At 72.3% G+C, this 19,060-nt stretch carries 18 protein-coding genes; 7 read left to right on the top strand and 11 right to left on the bottom strand.

All coding sequences use genetic code 11. The annotated features are described in order from the left end of the window. Nucleotide 1: 1 nt before the first annotated feature. The gene (gene pdxR, locus Vse01_RS27845; protein ID WP_232511276.1) at nt 2-1,564 is read right to left on the bottom strand and encodes a MocR-like pyridoxine biosynthesis transcription factor PdxR; all 1,563 of its coding nucleotides are present in this window, start codon (nt 1,562-1,564) and stop codon (nt 2-4) included. 58 nt (nt 1,565-1,622) lie between these two features. On the opposite strand from pdxR, the gene Vse01_RS27840 reads away from it, so the two are divergent. Both Vse01_RS27840 and Vse01_RS27835 read left to right on the top strand, forming a co-directional pair. Next, nucleotides 1,623-2,234, top strand: a complete 612-nt coding sequence (locus tag Vse01_RS27840; RefSeq protein ID WP_093405576.1) for a LysE family translocator — start codon at nt 1,623-1,625, stop codon at nt 2,232-2,234. Between the two features lie 18 nt (nt 2,235-2,252). After that, nucleotides 2,253-2,945: a B3/B4 domain-containing protein gene (locus Vse01_RS27835; protein ID WP_093406080.1), complete on the top strand. Its 693-nt coding sequence runs from the start codon at nt 2,253-2,255 to the stop codon at nt 2,943-2,945. 63 nt (nt 2,946-3,008) lie between these two features. Here Vse01_RS27835 and Vse01_RS27830 read toward each other — a convergent pair whose 3' ends face one another. Next, nucleotides 3,009-3,611, bottom strand: a complete 603-nt coding sequence (locus Vse01_RS27830; protein WP_093405578.1) for an MBL fold metallo-hydrolase — start codon at nt 3,609-3,611, stop codon at nt 3,009-3,011. Between the two features lie 91 nt (nt 3,612-3,702). After that, nucleotides 3,703-4,239 carry a MarR family winged helix-turn-helix transcriptional regulator gene (locus Vse01_RS27825; RefSeq protein WP_093405581.1) on the bottom strand — a complete coding sequence of 179 codons (537 nt, stop codon included), beginning with the start codon at nt 4,237-4,239 and terminating at the stop codon, nt 3,703-3,705. Nucleotides 4,240-4,347: 108 nt separating this feature from the next. Here Vse01_RS27825 and Vse01_RS27820 point away from each other — a divergent pair, with 108 nt between their 5' ends. Both Vse01_RS27820 and Vse01_RS27815 read left to right on the top strand, forming a co-directional pair. Next, entirely contained in the window at nt 4,348-5,961 is a 1,614-nt protein-coding gene (locus tag Vse01_RS27820) for an LLM class flavin-dependent oxidoreductase (protein ID WP_093405583.1), read from the top strand. 13 nt (nt 5,962-5,974) lie between these two features. After that, nucleotides 5,975-6,397 (top strand): archease, encoded by a 423-nt coding sequence (locus Vse01_RS27815; protein ID WP_093405586.1) that lies wholly within the window; start codon nt 5,975-5,977, stop codon nt 6,395-6,397. A gap of 48 nt (nt 6,398-6,445) precedes the next feature. Here the strand turns inward: Vse01_RS27815 and Vse01_RS27810 are convergent, their stop codons facing one another. After that, nucleotides 6,446-7,864 carry an RtcB family protein gene (locus tag Vse01_RS27810; RefSeq protein ID WP_093405589.1) on the bottom strand — a complete coding sequence of 473 codons (1,419 nt, stop codon included), beginning with the start codon at nt 7,862-7,864 and terminating at the stop codon, nt 6,446-6,448. 201 nt (nt 7,865-8,065) lie between these two features. On the opposite strand from Vse01_RS27810, the gene Vse01_RS27805 reads away from it, so the two are divergent. Beyond that, complete coding sequence (locus Vse01_RS27805; RefSeq protein ID WP_232511277.1) at nt 8,066-8,617, top strand: DUF1772 domain-containing protein; 552 nt, start codon at nt 8,066-8,068, stop codon at nt 8,615-8,617. Here Vse01_RS27805 and Vse01_RS27800 read toward each other — a convergent pair. The 5 genes from Vse01_RS27800 to Vse01_RS27780 form a co-directional block, all read right to left on the bottom strand. Continuing rightward, nucleotides 8,583-9,452, bottom strand: a complete 870-nt coding sequence (locus Vse01_RS27800) for a carbohydrate ABC transporter permease (protein WP_093406082.1) — start codon at nt 9,450-9,452, stop codon at nt 8,583-8,585. The two genes, Vse01_RS27805 and Vse01_RS27800, sit on opposite strands and share 35 nt — an antisense overlap. An 83-nt stretch (nt 9,453-9,535) precedes the next feature. After that, entirely contained in the window at nt 9,536-10,573 is a 1,038-nt protein-coding gene (locus tag Vse01_RS27795) for an ABC transporter ATP-binding protein (RefSeq protein ID WP_093405592.1), read from the bottom strand. After that, nucleotides 10,570-11,901: an ABC transporter substrate-binding protein gene (locus tag Vse01_RS27790; RefSeq protein ID WP_373870732.1), complete on the bottom strand. Its 1,332-nt coding sequence runs from the start codon at nt 11,899-11,901 to the stop codon at nt 10,570-10,572. The genes Vse01_RS27795 and Vse01_RS27790 overlap by 4 nt, the downstream gene beginning before the upstream one ends. Next, a complete protein-coding gene (locus Vse01_RS27785) occupies nt 11,898-12,749 on the bottom strand; it encodes a carbohydrate ABC transporter permease (RefSeq protein ID WP_093405595.1) in 852 nt (283 codons plus the stop codon). The genes Vse01_RS27790 and Vse01_RS27785 overlap by 4 nt, the downstream gene beginning before the upstream one ends. A 26-nt stretch (nt 12,750-12,775) precedes the next feature. Next, the gene (locus Vse01_RS27780; protein ID WP_093405597.1) at nt 12,776-15,565 is read right to left on the bottom strand and encodes a WD40/YVTN/BNR-like repeat-containing protein; all 2,790 of its coding nucleotides are present in this window, start codon (nt 15,563-15,565) and stop codon (nt 12,776-12,778) included. A 154-nt stretch (nt 15,566-15,719) separates the two neighbouring features. Between Vse01_RS27780 and Vse01_RS27775 the strand changes: the two genes are divergently transcribed. Next, nucleotides 15,720-16,586 carry a pentapeptide repeat-containing protein gene (locus tag Vse01_RS27775; protein WP_093406090.1) on the top strand — a complete coding sequence of 289 codons (867 nt, stop codon included), beginning with the start codon at nt 15,720-15,722 and terminating at the stop codon, nt 16,584-16,586. A gap of 41 nt (nt 16,587-16,627) precedes the next feature. Here the strand turns inward: Vse01_RS27775 and rnhA are convergent, their stop codons facing one another. Beyond that, on the bottom strand, nt 16,628-17,107 hold the full coding sequence (gene rnhA, locus Vse01_RS27770; RefSeq protein WP_093405601.1) for a ribonuclease HI: 480 nt from the start codon (nt 17,105-17,107) through the stop codon (nt 16,628-16,630). Nucleotides 17,108-17,169: 62 nt separating this feature from the next. Between rnhA and Vse01_RS27765 the strand changes: the two genes are divergently transcribed. After that, a complete protein-coding gene (locus Vse01_RS27765) occupies nt 17,170-17,706 on the top strand; it encodes a GNAT family N-acetyltransferase (RefSeq protein ID WP_198413177.1) in 537 nt (178 codons plus the stop codon). On the opposite strand, the gene Vse01_RS27760 is transcribed toward Vse01_RS27765, so the two are convergent. Next, nucleotides 17,700-18,974: a lycopene cyclase family protein gene (locus tag Vse01_RS27760; protein ID WP_093405604.1), complete on the bottom strand. Its 1,275-nt coding sequence runs from the start codon at nt 18,972-18,974 to the stop codon at nt 17,700-17,702. The genes Vse01_RS27765 and Vse01_RS27760 overlap by 7 nt on opposite strands. Nucleotides 18,975-19,060: the final 86 nt, after the last annotated feature.

Below are 19,060 nucleotides of genomic sequence, written 5' to 3'. Positions count from 1 at the left end.
GCTACCCGCCGTGCTGCACCGCCGCGACGGTGGCGATGCCCGCGTCGATGGCTGAGGCGGTGTTGGCCGCGTAGCCCAGCACCAGGCCGGGCCGGTAGGGCCGCAGGCAGTGCCAGGACAACGGCTGCACCTTCACCCCACGCGCCAGCGCCGCCGCGGCGAGTTCCGTGTCGACCACGCCGCTGTCCAGGGTGACCGTCAGGTGCAGCCCGGCCGCCGCGCCGTGGACCGTGGCCTCCGGCAGGTGCCGGGCCAGCGCGGCGGTCATCGCGTCCCGCCGGCGTACGTGCCGCCGACGCAGCAACCGCAGTTGCCGTTCGAACGCCCCGCTGGTGATCAGCTCGGCGAGCACGAGTTGGGGCAGCACGGCGTTTCCCAGGTCGGCGTTGCGTTTGGCCGCCACCACCGCGTCCCGGTAGCGGCGGGGCACCAGCAGCCAGCCGATCCGCAGTGCCGGGGCGAGCAGCTTCGACACGCTGCCGGCGTAGCACACCCGCTCGGGCAGGGTGGCCCGCAGCGCGGGCACCGGCGGGCGATCGTAGCGGTGCTCGGCGTCGTAGTCGTCCTCGATGACCAGCCCGCCCGCTCGGGTCCAGCCGGCGAGTTGGCGACGCCGTTCGCCGTCGAGCACCGCACCGGTCGGGAACTGGTGCGCCGGGGTGAGCATCACCGCCGGCACTCCGCTGGCCGTCAGCTCGTCCACCCGCACCCCGGCGGTGTCCACCGGGATCGGCACGGTGGTCAGCCGCCAGTTGTCGAGGTGCTGACGGACGCCGAGCGAGCCCGGGTCCTCCACGCCGACCGTGGTCACGCCGTCGTCGCGCAGCGCCTGGGCCAGCAGGCCGAGCGCCTGGGAGACACCTGTGGTGACGATGACCTCGGCCGGGTCGACGGTGATGCCCCGGTTGCGGGCCAGCCATCCGGCGACGGCCCGGCGCAGGGCCGGCGTCCCGCACGGGTCGCCGTAGCCGAGGTCGGCGGCGACCAACCGGCCGAGCACCACCTTCTCGGCCCGCAGCCAGTCCGCGCGGGGAAACGCCGCGAGATCGGGTACGCCGGGCGTGAGGTCGATGTGGGCCGGGATGGTGCGTACCGTGTCGAAGACGTCGGTGCCGGGCGCGGCGCGGAACAGTGCGGCCGGATCGACCACCCGGGCCGGCGACGCGTCCTCCGGCGGCTCGGCCGGCTCGGCGACGGCGTTGGTCGCGGTGAGGGCGCTGGCCACGACCCGCGTGCCGGCGCGGCCCCGGCCGGCGACGTGCCCGTCCTCCATCAGGCGCTGGTACGCCTCGACCACCACGCCCCGCGACACGCCCAGGTCGGCGGCGAGGGTGCGGCTGGCCGGCAGCCGGGATCCGATGGGGATCACGCCGTCGGCGATCGCCCGGCGCAGCCGGTCCGTGAGCCAGGTTGCCCGGCCTCCGGGTGGCGCCTGCCCGACGTCCAGGTGCAGGAAGTCCGCCCCGGCGTTGAGGGTCGGCTCCGCCGCCGGGCGAGGCGTCCGGCCCCGATCCGCTCCGACCGTTATGGACCTGTCGACGGACATGTCTTTGGCACTGCCCACCGGACCATTGTGCCGGCAGGGTGGTGGTGAACCCGTCACCGACCAGGGAGCAGTTCTCGTGACCATCGCATTCCTGCTGACCACGCTGGTGGTCGTCGTGACCCCGGGCGCCGGGGTGCTGTTCACCCTCTCCGCCGGGCTGACCGGTGGGCACCGGGCCGCGCTGCTCGCCGCCGTGAGTGGCACGTTGGCCACGTTGCCGCACCTGCTGGCGGCGGTGACCGGGCTCGCCGCGCTGCTGCACTCCAGCGCGCTGGCCTTCGACCTGATCAAGTACGTGGGCGTGGGCTACCTGCTCTGGCTGGCGGTGGCGACGGTACGCGAGCGGGGCGCGTTCACCGTCGACGACCACGGCCCCGCCCCGCCGGCCGGCCGGATCATCGGCTCGGCGGTGGCGATGAACCTGCTCAACCCGAAGTTGACGATCTTCTTCGTCGCGTTCCTGCCGCAGTTCGTTGAGCCCGGCAGCCCGGGTGCGCTCGGCCGGATGCTCGGCCTGGGCGCGGTCTTCACCGCGACGACGCTTGTGGTCTTCGTCGGCTACGGGCTCGGCGCCGCCGCCGTACGCCGGCGGGTGCTCGACCGCCCTCGGGTGGCCGACTGGTTGCGCCGGTGCTTCGCCGGGTCGTTCCTGGGGCTCGGGCTGCTGCTGGCCCGCGCCGAGGCGTGAGTGGACGAGGAGCCGAACATGTTCTTCCAGCACTCACCACAGGTGTGGGCGCAGCACCCCTCGCTCGTCGCCGGCGTGCTGTACGTCGAGGGCGTCGCCGGGAAGCCCCGCGCCGAGCTGCCGCTGGCCGAGTTGCTCGGGGCGGCCCGGCGCCGGCTCGACGGGAGCACCGAGGCGACGTTCGCGGAGATCCAGGCATGGCGACGGGCGTTCACGCGGATGGGCCTGGCTCCCACGAAGTACCGGTGCGCGGCGGAATCGCTGCTGCGGCGGCTGCGCACGGCCGGCGACCTGCCGAGGGTGAGCCCGCTGGTGGACCTCGGTAACGCCGTCTCGGCTGCGTACGCCGTGCCGGTGGGGATCCTCGACGTCGACAGGTGTGGTGGCGGCATCGAGGTACGCCCGGCCCGGGGCGACGAGCGCTATCTGACCTTCGGTGGGGTCGAGGAACACCCCGAGCCCGGTGAGGTGATCTTCGCCGATCCGCTCGGCCGGGCACATGCGCGCCGGTGGACCAACCGGCAGAGCGGCTGGTCGGTGGTGCGCGACGACACCCGCACCGTCCTGGTGGTGGTGGAGGCGATGCACCACCAGGCGGACCGCGACGTGCCCGCGGTGCTCGACGCGCTCGCCGCCGGGTTGCGGCACGGCTGGGGCGTCTCGGCACGCACCAGCATGTTGAGCCCGGACGCGCCTCGGTTCGAGGCGTAGCTGCCGGTCACGCTGGGCACCGGGGCGGCCGGCACGGGGCGGCCGTCCCGGGTCCGCATGGGGTCAGCGGGTCTCGCCCGGTGCGAGGTAGCGGTAGCCGGGCACGGTCTCGCCGAACCAGCCGTTGACGCTGGCGAGGCCACGCTCGTTGAGTTGGGCGTCGTGGATCGGCAGGACCTCGGCCGCACCGACCCCGACCGCGAAGTCGATCGCCTCGGTCAGTTTCAGCCAGGACGCCTGCGCCGGCACCAGCAGGGTCCGCACCGGCCGGTCCGGTGGGGCCAGCGAGTCGCCCGGGTGGTAGACCGCGTCGGCCACGAGGTAGCCGAGGTTCGGGCAGTCGGGTTGCCCGCCGTGGATGGTGGCGTGCCGTCCGCCGACTGCGGTGACGTCGAGGCCGGCGGCGGTGAAGCGCTGACCCGGGCGCACCCGGGTAACCGTCAGCGGCGCCAGGTCCGGCAGCACGGCCCCCTCCGGCGCGAAGACCGGCACACCGAGGCCGGCGAGCCGGAGCACGTCGATGTGGTCGGTGTGCTCGTGGCTGACAAGTACGGCGTCCGCGCCGACCAGAGCCCGCGGCTCGCTCCAGGTGCCCGGGTCGATGACGAGCACGACGCCGTCGTGTTCGAGTCGGACGCAGGAGTGCGTGTACTTCGTGAGCCGCATTCCGGGACGGTACGCCGAGCAACCCGCCGCCGGGTGCCCGCCCGGGGGCGTCCGTGCCGTTGCCGGCCGACGCGCCCGGTGACGTGCGGCTTCAGCTCCGGGTCGAACGCCGCCGGCCCGCGCGACCGGCTGGCGGCCGCTCCGCCGCCGCCTCGGCCACCTGACACAGGTCGGTCAGCGGGTCGTCCGCCTGCGCCGCGCAGGCCACCCGTTGCAGCAGGTCACGCAGGCTGCCAGCCTGCTCCGGCGACAACTCCCGCAACAAGCGCGCCTCGACTGCGGCGAGGGCTTCGCGACGGTGCCGAGCGGCCGTCCGCCCGGTCTCGGTGAGGGTGACGAGGCGGCTGCGCCGGTCCGCCGGGTCGGGTCGGCGGACCACCAGCCCGGCCTGTTCCAGGTCGTCGATCAGGTACGTCAGCACCGTGCGGTCGATGCCCAGCTCCTCGGCGATGGCGCCCTGGTTGCGGGCCGGTTCCCGGTCCGCCGAGGTGAGCACCTGGTATCCGCGGGGCCCGCCGGGCAGGTCACCGACGGCATGGTCGGCGGCGCGGAGGTAGGCGCGAAATACGACACCGAGCATCCAACCGAGGTCGTCGTTGATCGGATCACTGGCCTGGGCGCCGCTCATCGGCCCACGATAGCGTAGATCACATATTTTCTTGAGCAATGATGTTCTGTGCGACATAACATTTGTCTCGGCGCGGGTCCGCGCCGCAGGACCGGAAGGACGGCCGAGATGAGCGACTACGGGCACCCACTGACCTTCGGGTCGTTTCTCACGCCCGGCAACGCCGACCCGACCCGGCCGGTCGGCCTGGCCATGCTCTCCGAGCAGGTCGGGCTCGACCTGGTGACGTTTCAGGACCACCCGTACCAGCCGGCGTTCCTGGACACCTGGACACTGCTCAGCTTCGTCGCGGCTCGCACCGAACGGGTACGCCTGTCCGCCAACGTCACCAATTTGCCGTTGCGCCCGCCGGCCGTGCTCGCCCGGGGCGTGGCCAGCCTCGACCTGCTCAGCGGCGGCCGGATGGAACTCGGCCTCGGCGCTGGCGCATTCTGGGACGCCATCGAGGCGATGGGGGGCCGACGCCTCTCCCCCGGTCAGGGGGTACGCGCCCTGGAGGAGGCGATCGAGATCATCCGCCAGATCTGGGACGTCGACGCCCCGGGCGGCGTCCGGGTCCCCGGCGAGTTCCACCGGGCGGTCGGCGCCAAACGCGGGCCAGCCCCGGCCCACGACGTCGGTATCTGGCTCGGCGCCTACAAGCCGCGCATGCTGGCGTTGACCGGGCGGCGGGCGGACGGCTGGCTACCGTCGCTGGCCTACCTGCAACCCGGCGATCTGGCCCGGGGCAACACCATCATCGACGAGGCCGCCGCGGACGCCGGACGCTCCCCCGCCGACGTGCGGCGACTGCTCAACGTCAACGGACGGTTCGCGGCCACCGGACGTGGCCCGCTGGACGGTCCGGCCGAGCAGTGGGCCGAGGAACTCGCCGACCTGGCCCTCACCGAGGGGATCAGCACGTTCATCCTGGCCAGCGATGATCCGGACGATCTGCGGCGGTTCGCCGCCGAGGTGGCACCGGCCACCCGGGAACTGGTCGCCGCCGAACGCGCCGACCTCCCGACCGGTGCCCCGGCCGACCGGACCCGCACCGGGGCCGACCCGGCCGGGGCCACCGGCGGCACGCGCCGCCACACCACGTCGGCCGGGCCGACCGGCCGCCCGGCCCCGGTCGGTGCGGCACCGTTCGCCGTGGTGCCGACACCCGATGACGGCGTACGCCGCAGCGACGTGCGGGTGTGGGACGAGGCCGCCCGACCGGCCGGACCCGCCCCGGACCCGCAGCGCACCTACACGGCGCACGACCAGGCGGGCGCGCAGCACCTGATCGACGTGCACGACGGTCTACGCGCCGAGCTGGCCCAGATCCACGACCTGATCGAGCAGGTCGCGGCCGGCCTGATCGACGTGGGTACGGCCCGCTCGCACATCAACACGATGACCATGCGGCAGAACAAGTGGACGTTGGGCACCTACTGCGAGTCGTACTGCCGGGTGGTCACCACCCACCACACGATCGAGGACCGGTCGCTCTTTCCGCACCTGCGGCGGGCCGACCCACGACTCGCACCGGTCATCGACCGGCTCGAGGAGGAACACCACGCCATCCACGACGTGCTGGAGGGCGTCGACCGGGCGCTTGTCGCCTTCGTGGCCACCCCGGACGGGATGGCCGACCTGCGCGCCGCGGTGGACCTGCTCAGCGACACGCTGCTGTCTCACCTGTCCTACGAGGAACGCGAACTGGTCGAACCGATCGCCCGGCTCGGCGCGCACTAGGCATCATCGAGCAATGGAGCCAGCTCGGGGACACCGGTGCGTACCGCACACCGCCGACGTGCGGATCGAGGCGTGGGCACCGGACCGGGCCGGTTGTGTGGCCGAGGCGGTCGCCGCGCTGGTCGGGTCGTTCACCGACCCCGGCGGGGCCCGCCCCCGTGCCGAGCGGGTGTTCCACGCGCCGCCCGCTGCCGACATGGATCTGCTGGTGACCGTCCTCGATGAGGTCATCTTCCGGATGGAGACGACCGACGAGCTGCCGCTGGCGACCGAGGTGATCGACGACGGAGTCGACGGGCTGCTGGTGCGCTGGCACACCTGCGCCACCACCGACCTGGAGCTCACCGGCGCGGTGCCCAAGGCGGTCTCGCTGCACGAGCTGCGCTTCGGTCCGGCCGGAACCGGCTGGTCCTGTGCGGTGACGCTGGACGTGTGACGTCACCCGCTGGCCGACACCGGCCACGAACCGTCGGGCAGGTGCCGCTCAGCCCTTCACCACGCCGAGCGGGACCAATCGGGCCACCTTGCGGCACAGGCCGGCGCCCTCGGCGGCCTCGACCACAGCCGTGATGTCCTTGTACGCCGACGGCATCTCCTCGGCCAGGCCGCGACGCGACGCTCCGCGTACCGCGATGTCCTGCGCCTCCAACTGGCCGCGCGGGTCGGTGCCGTGCCCGGCGGAGACGGCCTGCTTGCGACTGCGTACCCGGCCCGCCCCGTGGCAGGTGGAGGCCCAGGCGGGTGAGCCGGCCACCCCGGTCAACACGTACGAGCCGGTGCCCATCGAGCCGGGGATGAGCACCGGCTGACCGACCGCGCGCAGGTCCTCGGGCAACTCGGGGTGCCCCGGCGGCAAGGCACGGGTGGCCCCCTTGCGGTGGACGCACAGCCGTCCCACGACCCCCGCCACGACATGTTCCTCGATCTTGGCGAGGTTGTGCGAGACGTCGTAGACCAGGTCGAGTCGCCGACCGGTCTGCCGCCTGAAGATCTGCTCCGCCGCGTGGGCGAGCAACTGCCGGTTGGCCCGAGCGTAGTTGGCCGCCGCGGCCATCGCGCCCAGGTAGGCACGTCCTTCGGCGGAGGCGACCGGCGCACAGGCGAGCTGCCGGTCCGGTACCCGGATGCCGTGCCGGTCCATCACCCGCTCCATGATCCGCACGTGATCGGTGCAGATCTGGTGGCCCAGGCCCCGCGAACCGCAGTGGATCATCACGCAGACCTGGCCGGTACGCAGCCCGAACGCCTCGGCCACCGGCTCGTCGTACACCTGCTCGACGGCCTGTACCTCCAGAAAGTGGTTGCCGGAGCCGAGACTGCCCACCTGGCGCGCGCCGCGCTCGATCGCCCGCTCGCTGACCTGGGTCGGGTCGGCCTCGTCCACCGCGCCGTGGTCCTCGCACCGGTCCAGGTCCCGCTCCACGCCAAAGCCACGCCGCACCGCGTACCGGGAGCCGCCGCGCAGCACCGCGTCCAGTTCGTCGCGGCTGGTCAGCTGCCACACCGCCCCGCTGCCCATGCCCCGGGGGGTGGCCGCGCCGAGCCCGTCCATCACCGCGTCCAGGTGCGGGCGTAGTTCGTCGCGGCCCAGGTCGGCGGCGAGCAGCCGGACCCCGCACGAGATGTCGAATCCGACACCGCCCGGCGAGACCACCCCACCCGCCTCGACGTCGGTGGCGGCGACCCCGCCGATCGGGAAGCCGTAGCCCCAGTGCAGGTCCGGCATCGCGTACGAGGCGTCGACGATGCCGGGCAGGGTGGCCACGTTGGCGACCTGTTCCAGCGACCGGTCCGCCGCCGGGTCGGGCAGCAGGGACCGGGACGCGAAGACCACTCCGGGCACCCGCATCGGGTCACGCCGCTCGATCCGGAACCGGTACGGCGACTCCTCGACCACCTCCATCGAGGGCAGCTACCCGCCGTCGCCCCAGCTACACCTGGCGCTGCCGACCATCGCCCACGGACGTGCCGGACAGTCGCTGCGGTACGTCGAAAGGCGACCCTCATTCGCGTCGCCGGACGGCAGCTGACGCACCCTCACCGACCTAGCGTTCGTGGCGCAACGGACCGCGCCTGGACGGGCGCCGGAACGATAGGAGGACAGGTGTCCCGCAACAGATTCATCTGGATCGGGCTGGTCGCGCTGACCTGGGCGGCGATGATGTCGTTCGGCGGCGTGGCGGCCGAGACCGTGATGCTCTACCCGAACATCTTCCACGACGCCCCGGCATCGCTGGAGCGCGCCCGCGACTTCCTGACGGTCAGCGGCCCCAGCGACTACTTCCCGCCGCTGGGCGCCTCGGTGGTGCTGCTCGGCGTCGCCACCACGGTGCTCACCTGGCGAGATCGCCGGCTGCGGTGGTGGGTCGCCGCCGCGACCATGGTCTTCGTCGCGTGTGAGTTCCTCTTCTCGGTCGTCTTCTTCTGGCCCCGCAACGAGATCATGTTCGTCGATCCGGTGGGCGCCCACTCACCGCAGTACCTGCGCCAGGTGGCGGAGGAGTTCGTCGCCGGGCACCGGGTGCGGCTCGCCGGTGGCGCGGTGACCGCCGCGCTGGCCTTCACCGCTCTGCTGCGCTGGGCTCGTACCGCCGCCGGAGAGCGGGGGGCCCGCACCACCGTCACACCTGGTAGAAGCGACGGTAGCGGCGGATGAGCCGCCACTGCACGAGCACCGCCGCGACGGTCAGCAGCATCATCACCAGAGTCGCCGCCGCCGCGTAGCCGTACCGCAGGTACTCGAATCCGGTCTGGTAGACGAAGAGCGACAGGTAGGTGGTGGCGTACGGCGGGGGGCCGCCGTCGGTCACCACGAACGCCGGCACGAAGGTGAAGTGCAGGCTGGCCACCGCGTCGCGGACCGCCAGCAGGGCGAGCACCGGAGCCATCAGCGGCAGGGTGATCCGGCGGAAGACGTCCCAGCCGGTGGCGTCCTCGATGGCGGCCATCTCGTACACGTCGCGGGGCAGCGCCCGCCGGGCGGCCAGCAGCACGACGAAGGTCTCCCCCATGGTGAACAGGCTCATCAGGATGATCCCGGCGCGGGCGCTTGTCGGGTCGGTCAACCACTGCGGCGGGGTACGACCCAGCACGGTCAGCCCGTTCTCCCCGCCTACCCGCAGCAGTTGGTTGATCGGCCCGTACAGCGGGTTGAACAGCCAGAGCCAGAGCAGCCCGTACGCGATCTCCGGTACGGCGGTGGGCAGCAGCGTGGCGGTGCGGGCGGTGCCGACGCCGGCCGCCCGGCGGTGCAGCAGCAGCGCCAGTCCCAGCGCCAGCAGCACCCGCAGCGGCACGGCCACCAGCGCGAAGACCACCGAGTTGAGCAGCGCCACCCGGAAGATCGGGTCGTCCAGCAGGGCGGCGAAGTTGTCCAGCCCGGCCCAGGTCGGCGGACGCAGCAGGTCGTAGTCGGTGACCGACATGCCGAGCGTGACCAGGGCCGGCACCAGCACCAAACCGACCAGCCCGATCAGGTACGGCGTCAGCATCAACGCCAGCTGCCGCCGCGCCCTGGTGTCCGGGCTGCGCACCGGCCGGGCCGCCCGCCGGCCCGGCGCCGCACCGCTGGCGCTCACGGCTGGTACCGGCGACCGGTGGCGGCGTGGAACAGGTGCGTGTCCGCCCACCGTACGTCGAGGCGTACCGTCGCGCCCCGATCGGGCCGGCGGGCCGCCGGCACCCGGGCGACCACCTGTTGTCCGGCGGCGAGGCGGAGGTACGCGAAGGCGTCCGCACCGATCACCTCGACCCGGTCGACGGTGGCGGGGGTCCCCTCGGTCGAGTCGAGCGCCACGGCTTCGGGTCGGAACCCGATCTCCAGCAGTGCCTCGTCCGTGAGCGTCGGCGCGTCGCCTCGTGGTCGCAGCGGGCCGTCCGCCGGCAGCAGGTTCATCGCCGGTGAGCCGACGAACCGGGCCACGAAGCTGCTCGCCGGGGTGCGCCAGATCTCGTCCGGGGTGCCCACCTGCTCGACCCGCCCGTCGCGCAGCACCGCGATCCGGTCGGCGAGCACCAGCGCCTCGGTCTGGTCGTGGGTGACGTGCACCATTGTCGCCCCGATCCGGTCGTGCAGGGCCCGCAGTTCGGTCCGCATCTCGGCGCGCAACGCCAGATCCAGGTTGGACAGCGGCTCGTCGAGCAGGAACACGTCCGGTTCGCGGACCAGCGCCCGGGCCAGGGCGACCCGTTGACGTTCCCCGCCGGAGAGCTGCCCGGGCCGGCGGTCGAGCAGCCCGGCGCAGCCCACCGTCTCGGCCGCCGCCCGGGCCCGTTCGCGCGCCAGCCGGCGCGGAATGTCGCGTACCTCCAGCCCGAAGGCGATGTTCTCGACCACGGTCAGGTGCGGGAACAGGGCGTACGACTGAAAGACCATCGACACGTTGCGGCGGCCGGGTCGCTCCTCGGTGACGTCGCGGCCGGCGATGCGGACCCGACCGGCGGTGACCGGTTCCAACCCGGCGACCACCCGCAGCACCGTCGACTTGCCGGCGCCGGAGGGGCCGAGCACCACCAGCAGTTCACCCCGGGCGACGCTGAGGTCCACCTCGTGCAGCACGGTGGTGTCGCGGTAGGCGGCACTGACGCCGTCGAGGACGAGCCCGTCGCTCACCCGTTCTCTCCCCGGGCGAACATCGGCCGGCTCTTGGCGTCCAGCTCCCGGATCACGTCGTCGAGCTTGTCGCCCCGATGCATGGCGTTCTCCAGGATGCCGTAGCTGAGGTCCTCGATCTCTGGCCAGGTGGAGACGGTCGGCAGGGCCCGGACGGTGGGGATGGCGTCGAGGAAGACCTGCGAGTTGCGGGGCGGTTGGTCCGGGTCCAGGAACGCCGGTGAGCGGGACACCTCCATGTGCGACGGCACGGTACGCCCGGTCGCGGCGATGATCCGCTGTCCCTCCTCAGACATCGCGTACTCCATGAACCGCCACGCGGCGTCCTTGTTCCGTGACCCCCGGGTCATGCAGTACGCGTCGGAGTGCAGCACCCCCACCGGCTGCCGGTAGACCGGCAACGGTGCGACATCCCACTCGAAGCCGGTGATGGTGCGGAAGTTGGTGGTGGCTCGGCGGGAGGTCATCAGCATGGCGAGCCGGCCGTTGAGGAAGCGTGACTCGTCGTCCTCCGCCTCCACCTCGGCGTCGCTGGGCACCACCCCGTACGCCTGCCGCAGGTCGATCAGGTTCCGCAGCGCATCGCGGGCGGCCGGGCTGTCCAGCGTGAGCCGGGTCGGCCGCTCGGGGTTGTCGACGATCTCACCGCCCTTGGACCAGACCAGCGGGGCCAGCCGGATGATCGACGGCTCCACGCCGAGCCCGTGCACGGCGGGCAGCCGAGCCGCTCCCTCGGCCTCGGTGCCCTTGATCACCAGCCCCCGGTCGTCGCGGGTCATCAGGGTGGCGGTGGTGACCAGGTCGTTCCAGGTCCAGCCGGCCGTCGGCTCGGGCACCCCGTACTCGGTGAACAGGGTGCGGTTGTAGTAGACGGCGAGGCTGGAGACGTTCTGCGGCAGGCACAGTTGGGCGTCGTCCCACCGGAACGCCTCCATCGCCACCGGGTAGTAGTCGGCCGGGTCGAGCACCGAGGAGCCGGCGATCCGCTCGTCCAGCGGCTCCACCACCCCCTTGGCCGCGAACTGGCCGTAGAAGCGGTAGTTCATCAGGAACAGGTCCGGTGGTGCGCCGCCGGCCACCGAGGTGGCGAGTCGGGCCAGCAGGTCCTTGCGGTCGCTGGCCTCGATCAGCTGGATCCGCTCGCCGGACCGAGCCTGCTGGTACGCCTCGATCAGGGTGCGGTACGCGCCGAGTTCCTCCGGGGCGCCGAACACCAGCAGCTTGACCGGATCACCTGAGGACAACCCGCCGCCGGAGCCGCAGCCGGTGAGGGCGAGCATGGTGCTCAACGCGAGGGCGGACAGGGATCTGATTCGCACGATTGTCATCCCTCGGATCGGTCGTCGTGGTGCAGGAAACGCCGCTGCGCCAGCGCGAAGACCACAAGCGCGGGCACCATGGCGATCACCGCCCCCGCCAGGAAGACGGGAAAGTTGGTCGGGTCCAGCAGGGACAGCGACCGCAGCGCCAGCGGCAGGGTGAACAGCTCACGGTCGTAGATGTAGATCAGCGGGTCGAGAAAGTTCGACCAGGTCAGCACGAAGGTCAGCGCGGTCAGCCCGGCGGTCACCGGGCGCACCAGCGGCAGCGCGACCCGCCACCAGGTCCGCAGCGGTGACAGGTCCTCCACCAGGCAGGCGTCGTACAGGTCGGCCGGCAGGGCCCGGAAGGCCAGGTAGTAGACCAGCACGTAGAGGGGCGAGGTGCCCAGCAGCGCCGGCGCGATCAACGGTACGAGGGTGTCGGTCAGCCCGAGCAGCCGAAAGATCGCGAAGCGGGGCACCAGCAGGGCGGTCGCCGGCACCATCAGCGCGACGAGTGAGGCGGCCACCACGACAGCGGTGACGCGTGGCGCGATTCTGGCCAGCGCGAAGCCGGCCAGTGCGGCGACGAGCACGCTCAACGGCACCGCCACCACGGCGACGAGCAGCGAGTTGAGCGAGGCACGCAGCAGGCCGCCGAGGTCGAGGGCGCGCTCGTAGCCGGTGGTGGAGAGCGGTTCGGGCACCAGCTGCGGCGTCGGCGACGGAGGCAGGCCGGGCTCGGTGAGGGAGCCGGATACCAACAGCAGCAGGGGCGGAACGAAAACCAAGAGGACGAAGACCGCGCCGAGCGTACGCCACAGCCGGGCGGCCCGTTCGGGCAGCGGTGAGGGGCCGCGAGCGCGACCCCTCACCAATGGTGTGCCGATGATCGTGTTCCTTACTTCAAGGTCATTTTCCAGGCGCCGAGACCGTGCGAGGCAGCGTAAAGGATCCGCTCGCCGGGCACGATGGTCAGGCCGGCCACCTCGACGTTGGGCATACCGCGAGCCGCCTTGGTCCAGGACTTCTTGCCCTTGGGCAGCAGCAGCACCCCGAAGTCGGTGGAGGCGTACAGGTCGCCGGTGACGTCGTCGCGGACCAGGTCGGTGATCGGCTGGTCCCCGAAGTCGTACGACCTGTCGCTCCAGGTCGCCCCGTCGGCCGTGACCGTCACCTCGAAGGCGTGGCCGGGGGTGGTCGGCGTGTTGGAGCCGTACCCGCTGTAGGAGATCCACGCCCGGGCCGGGTCGGCCGGGTCGATGTGGATGCTGGTGACGAAGCGGTTCGGCGTGGCGGCGGTGTCCACCCGGGTCCAGGTCACCGCGGCGGCCGGTTCCGCGTCGACGTTGCGGCTGACGAAGACCCGGCCGGTGCTGGTGGCCGCCCAGGCGGTGGAGCTGTCGGAGTCGACCCGCTGGATGACCGACACCGCGCCGCCGGCCCGGTCGCCCCAGCCGGTACCGGTCAGGTTGGTGGTGCCCAGCGGCTCCCAGTCACCGCAGTCCTCCTCGTAGGTGCCGGTCCAGGAGTTGCAGATCCGGTCGGCCTCGGCCAGGCTGCGGTTGCCCAGGCCGAAGGTCTTGGTGCGGTACGCCGACAGTCCGGTGCCGGCGAACATGGTGCCGCTGACCTTCGGGTCGCTGATCACCGGGGCGTAGAACAGGCTGCCCGGCTGACCGTAGATCGGGTCGGCGGTCCAGATCCAGCTCGCGATGTCACCGTTGGCGAAGCTCACCTCGGGCGAGACGTCGTAGTAGGTGTGGAACCGGAACTCGGGGCGGGCGACGTCCCAGCCGGAGGCCCCGCCGTCACCGATCATCGTGTTGACCCAGCGCTGCCGCTGGCCCTTGTTCTCCCAGGTGCCGTTGTCCTGGGTACCGCCCTGCAACAGGTTCACGTCGTGGGGGCTGGCCGAGAGGCTGATGAACTGCAAGGTGTTCATGCCCTTGTTGACGCCGTCCAGCTTCGACGGGATCTTCGACAGCATCTGCCGGCAGCGGTCCCGCTGGCCCGGCTTGGTCAGGTTGCGGTCCGGGTTGTCGCACCAGGACGAACGGTCGACGAACTCACCGCTGGAGCGCATCACGCCGCCGTCGCTGGCCTCGAAGAACTGGTACGGGTTGCGCGGGTTGGTGACCAGGTCGTGCTGGTCGGGGTGCAGGCCGTTGGGGTGCAACTCGTCGGTGCCGTCGTAGGTCATGTCGGTGCCGCTGACCCCGGCGTCGGTGGAGAGGATCACGGCCCGCTTGTTGGCCACCGTCTCGCCGTACACGTAGGAGCCGCCGGTGTAGACGATGTCGGGGTGCCCCGCCGGGGTGTGCACGAACACGTCGTACCAGCACTGGCCGGTGCACTGGTTGTAGGTGGCGAAGCCCGGATCGGCCGGGTTGGAGCTGGTCAGGTCGGTGAACGTCGGCGATCCGGCGGCCACGTCGTCGCTGCGGAACAGCCGCGAGTACGGGGTGCCGGTGTTGCCCTCGTAGACGTACATCCGGGTCTTGCCGCCGGGCAGGGCGGTCACGTCGATCGCCGGGCGGGTCTGGAACATCGCGGGGTTGAGCGACGGCTTGATCTGCGTCCAGGTCGCCCCGGCGTCGGACGAACGCCACACCCCCCGGGCGTACGAGCTGGCGTAGACGATGTTTGCGTCGCGCGGGTCGAGCTTGACCTGGCGTACGCCGCGCGGCGAGCAGGTGGCGGTGTTGTTGTACTCGGCGGCGCTGCCGGTGCAGGCGGTGGCGTCGGCCGAGCCGTTGTGGATGAACTTCCAGCTCTTGCCGCCGTTCGTGGACTTGTACAGGCCCCACTTCTCGGCGTCCGGCACCGGCCGGGTGACCCCGGTGCAGCAGGAGCTGGACATGCCGCGCAGCGCCGTGGTGGTGGCCACGTAGAGCGTCTTGGGGTCGCCGGGCTTGATGGTGATCTCACCGATGCCCTTGCCGCCGAGGACGTCCTTGCCGAGCGGGCCGGACCAGGTCAGGCCACCGTTGGTGGACCGGTACAGGCCGACGCCGGCGACACAGCCGGAGCCGCAGGTGTTGGCCTCGCCGGTGCCGACGTAGATGGTCAGGCCGGTGCGGTCGTTGCGGTCGATCGTCACCGCGCCGGCGGCGTTGATGCCCAGCGGGCCGCCCAGGTAGAACCACTTCGGTTCGCCGGCGAGGATGTTCAGGGTGCCCCAGACGCCGCCGCCGGCCGGGGTGACGTACGCCCGGCAGAGCAGCTTGGAGCAGTCGGGGCTGATGTCGATCGAGGTGACCCGACCGCCGGCGACATACTCGTTGGGCACGTAGTTGAAGGCGTTGCGGTACTCGGTGAACGGGTAGAGCGCCTCGCTCGGGCCGATGTTTGTCCACTGCCGGCTGCCCTTGAACCGCTTGTCGGCGGCCTTGAAGGCCGACTTGGACCGGTCCAACTGGGCGATGGTGATCGCGTCCGCGGGGTAGGCCCGCTCCAGGAACGCCTGCTGGGCGGCGCCGCCCGGCCCGTCGGGGGACATTCCGCTGTCGCCCGGAACGGCGCGGCGCAGCCGCTCCAGGTGGGTGCCGAGCGCGTTTGGCATCTCCCCGCCGACCGCGACGGGTGCCGGCACCTCGGCGCCGGCGAAGTGGATTCCGACCAGACCCGTCGACGCCACCAGGGCACCGACCGCCAGGCCAACAAGCAGATGGCGACGTCTACGCTTCACGAGGGTTCCTCCGGCATGACGGCGTCACCGCAGCGCGGCATCCGGATTGGCGACCGTCGCTGGCAGCGTCCACGCAGGAATATGTCAGAGAGATACACCCCAGGCAATAGAGCTGTTAGACGTTATCCAACCGCCGCCGGGAGGGATGGACCGGATGTCCGAGGAGGGTGGGCCGGCCGGGGACGAGCTGCGGGCCGACTGTGCCCGCTGCTTCGGCCTGTGCTGCGTCGCCCCCGCCTTCGCCGCGTCGAGCGACTTCGCGCTCGACAAGCCCGCCGGCCAGCCGTGCCGCAACCTGGGAGCGGATTTCGGCTGCACCATCCACGCCGAGCTTCGCGAACGGGGTTTCCCCGGCTGCACCGTCTTCGACTGCTTCGGCGCGGGTCAGCGGGTCGCCCAGGTCACCTTCGGCGGTCGGGACTGGCGCGAGGAGCCGCGACGCGCACGGCAGATGTTCGACGTGTTCGCGGTGATGCGCCCGCTGCACGAGCTGCTGTGGTTGCTCACCGAGGCGCTGCGGTTGAGTCCCCCAGCCGACCTGCGGGCGGGGCTGGCAGCTGCGCTCGCGGAGACCGAGCGGTTGACCGGTGGCGACCCGGAGACGTTGCTCGCCACCGACGTCGACACGCATCGGGCGACGGTCAACTCGCTGCTCTCGCGTACCGCCGAGCTGGCCCGCGCCCGGGGCGGAGCCGGCGCCGACCTGCGCGGCGCCACGCTGGTCGGCCGCGACCTGCGCCGCACCACCCTGCGCGGGGCGAACCTGCGGGGCGCCGCGCTGGTCGGCGCCGACCTGCGTGGCGTGGACCTGGCCCGAGCCGACCTGACCGGCGCGGATCTGCGCGGGGCCGACGTGCGCGGGGCCGACCTGTCGGGTGCTCTCTTCCTGCACCGGTCACAGGTCGACGCCGCCCGGGGCGACCTGCGGACCCGGTTGCCGGGACGGATCAGCCGCCCGGCCCACTGGTCACACCTGCCGCTCGCCTCGCCGAGAGCGTCGCGGCGCGGCCGGCGCCGCTGACCGGTACGAGACGACGGCCCGGCCCGGCGCGGCGCGATCGGTCAGCGGCGAACTGGCGCGGCGGCCTTCCGCGCCTCGTTCATGCCCTGGTTGGCCAGCGCGTCGGCCCGCTCGTTCTCCGGGTGCCCGTTGTGGCCCTTCACCCACAGCCAGGTGATCTGGTGCCGGGCGCAGGCCGCTTCCAGCCGCTGCCACAGGTCGGCGTTCTTCACCGGCTGCTTGGCGGCGGTCAGCCAACCGTTGCGTTTCCACGACGCCAGCCAGCTGGTGATGCCGTTGCGCACGTACGTGCTGTCGGTGTGCAGTTCGACGGTGACCGGGCGGGTCAGGCTCTCCAGCGCCTCGATGGCGGCGGTCAGCTCCATCCGGTTGTTGGTGGTCGGGTCCGCTTCCCCGCCGCGCAGCTCACGCTCGTGGGAGCCGTAGCGCAGCACCGCGCCCCAGCCGCCCGGGCCGGGGTTGCCGCTGCACGCCCCGTCGGTCCAGATCCGCACCACCCGGCCGGCCGTCTCGTCCACCATGGCGGCAGACCCTACCGTCCGCCGGCCCCCGGGTCGCTCGACGGGCCGTTAGGGTCGGCGGAGTGAGTGATGTCGTGACCGAAAGTCGGCTGCTGATCCGCCCGGCGGAGCCGGGAGACGCGGAGATGCTGCACCGTTTCATCGTCGAGCTGACCGAGGCCGAGCAGTATCCCGGCGAGGTGGCGGCACAGCCGGCGGACGTGGCGAACGCGCTGTTCGGCGACCGGCCGGTGGCCGAGGCGGTGGTGGCCGACGTCGCCGGTGACCCGGTCGGTTTCGCGCTCTACTACCCCACCTACAGCACCGTGGCCGGCCGGCCCGGCATCCACCTCGAGGACCTGTACGTCCGGCCGGAGCATCGCGGCGATGGCGTCGGTCGGGCGTTGCTGGCCCACCTGGCGAGGTTGGCCGTGGCACGCGGTTGCGCCCGCCTGGAGTGGTGGGTGCTGCGTACCAACGATCCGGCGCTGCGCTTCTACCGACGGCTGCACGCCCGCACCGTCGACGAGATCGACGTGCTTCGGCTGGACGGCCCGCAGCTGCGGGCGCTCGCCGCCGACCACCACCGGTCCGAGGTCGACTCCGCTGTGGCTCAGTGACCTGGGGCGTCGACGTTCGGCGACTCGCTGTCGACGACGGGCGGCGGCACGGTCCACGCCGGGTGGCGCGACGGCGCGAGCCGGTCGCGTAGCCGACCGGCGGCATCGGCGACGGTGGCGGTGACCATCGGTCGCAGTCGGGTGGAGCGCATCACCGCCAGGTCCTCGGCCACGGTGGTGTCACCGTCGAGGAAGCGCAGCACCCGGCTGGCCGGGTTGCGCTCGAAGAGGCGGCCGAAGAATTCCGGACCGTCGACCAGGCCACCGTTGAGTGCCCGCAGCGCGACCGCGTCCATCCACCGGTGCCGGTCGGGGTACGCGGACGCCGGCACCGGTGGCCGCCCGGCGGCGACGGCCCGGGCCACCTGTTCGGCCTGACGGTGCATCGCCGAGAAGGTGAAGCCGGTCGAGGGCCGGGTGGCACCGCCAGCCGTGCCGAGCCGCACCACTCGCGGCGTGGGCCGGGCCACGAACGGGCCGTCGGTCATCGGGATGACGCCGTTCTCGACCTCGGCGACCGTGAGCCGGGCCGGGTCGAGACCGAGCAGGTCGCGGTATCCGGCCAGCGCCGCGTCGTACGCCGCTCCGGTCAGCAGGTGGGGTGAGAACTCGGTGTACTCGACCAGGGCGTACCGACTGTCGACGGGCAGCACGTAGCCGAACGAGACCCCCCGGGCAGGCTGCGGGGTGCGAAAGTCCATCAGGACCGCCCGCGCCGGGTCGAAGACCGGTCGGTCGGCTCTCAACCACCAGCCCCGGAAGTGCTGCAACCAGTTGGTGCGGCCGGGCCGGTGCGGTGGCCGCGGCCGGGAGTCCAGCAGCCAGCCGGCCCGCAGCAGCGGTCGACCCTCGACGGTACGCACCAGCACCCGTTCACCATCGTCGTCGACGCTTCCGGCAGCGGCGACGATCCGGGTCACGCCCAGGCGTCGCTCCGCCGCTGCGGCCCGCTCGTAGATCGGGCCGGAGCGCAGCATCGCGTACCGCAGCGGACTCAGATCCAGGGCGTGCCGCGTGTCGGGCGTGACCACCTCGACGCGTGACCAGCTGGCGCTGAGCAACTCGTCCAGGTCGTTGCCGGGCCGGCCCCAGAACGCCCAGGTGCGGTCCTGCCCACGTCGGTGCACCGGATCGACGACCGCGATCCGCACGTCGCGTACGCGGTGCCGAGCCAACGCGGCCAGCACCAGCGACGCCGCCCCACCCCCGCCCACCAGGGCGAGATCGACGTCGACCGGCGGGGAGTCCATCCGATCACGCTGCCACATCCGCAGGCCGGTCGGATGCGCAGGGGGCGGTGCCGACTTCTTGGGCCGGTCCTCGAACGCCGCAAAGCCCGCTGGCCGGCACCCGA

The organism is Micromonospora sediminimaris (assembly GCF_016863575.1).
GTDB lineage: Bacteria > Actinomycetota > Actinomycetes > Mycobacteriales > Micromonosporaceae > Micromonospora > Micromonospora sediminimaris.
This window is presented reverse-complemented; position numbering and strand designations above follow the sequence as displayed.

Bases quoted from the DNA above. Each gene is read 5' to 3' on its own strand.
- Vse01_RS27815 (WP_093405586.1), top strand. From the start codon at position 5,975: ATGGAGCCAGCTCGGGGACACCGGTGCGTACCGCACACCGCCGACGTG.
- Vse01_RS27790 (WP_373870732.1), bottom strand. From the start codon at position 11,901: ATGACAATCGTGCGAATCAGATCCCTGTCCGCCCTCGCGTTGAGCACC.
- Vse01_RS27835 (WP_093406080.1), top strand. From the start codon at position 2,253: ATGTTCTTCCAGCACTCACCACAGGTGTGGGCGCAGCACCCCTCGCTC.
- Vse01_RS27830 (WP_093405578.1), bottom strand. From the start codon at position 3,611: ATGCGGCTCACGAAGTACACGCACTCCTGCGTCCGACTCGAACACGAC.
- Vse01_RS27800 (WP_093406082.1), bottom strand. From the start codon at position 9,452: ATGCTGACGCCGTACCTGATCGGGCTGGTCGGTTTGGTGCTGGTGCCG.
- Vse01_RS27820 (WP_093405583.1), top strand. From the start codon at position 4,348: ATGAGCGACTACGGGCACCCACTGACCTTCGGGTCGTTTCTCACGCCC.
- Vse01_RS27825 (WP_093405581.1), bottom strand. From the start codon at position 4,239: ATGAGCGGCGCCCAGGCCAGTGATCCGATCAACGACGACCTCGGTTGG.
- Vse01_RS27775 (WP_093406090.1), top strand. From the start codon at position 15,720: ATGTCCGAGGAGGGTGGGCCGGCCGGGGACGAGCTGCGGGCCGACTGT.
- rnhA (WP_093405601.1), bottom strand. From the start codon at position 17,107: ATGGTGGACGAGACGGCCGGCCGGGTGGTGCGGATCTGGACCGACGGG.
- Vse01_RS27810 (WP_093405589.1), bottom strand. From the start codon at position 7,864: ATGGAGGTGGTCGAGGAGTCGCCGTACCGGTTCCGGATCGAGCGGCGT.
- Vse01_RS27760 (WP_093405604.1), bottom strand. From the start codon at position 18,974: ATGTGGCAGCGTGATCGGATGGACTCCCCGCCGGTCGACGTCGATCTC.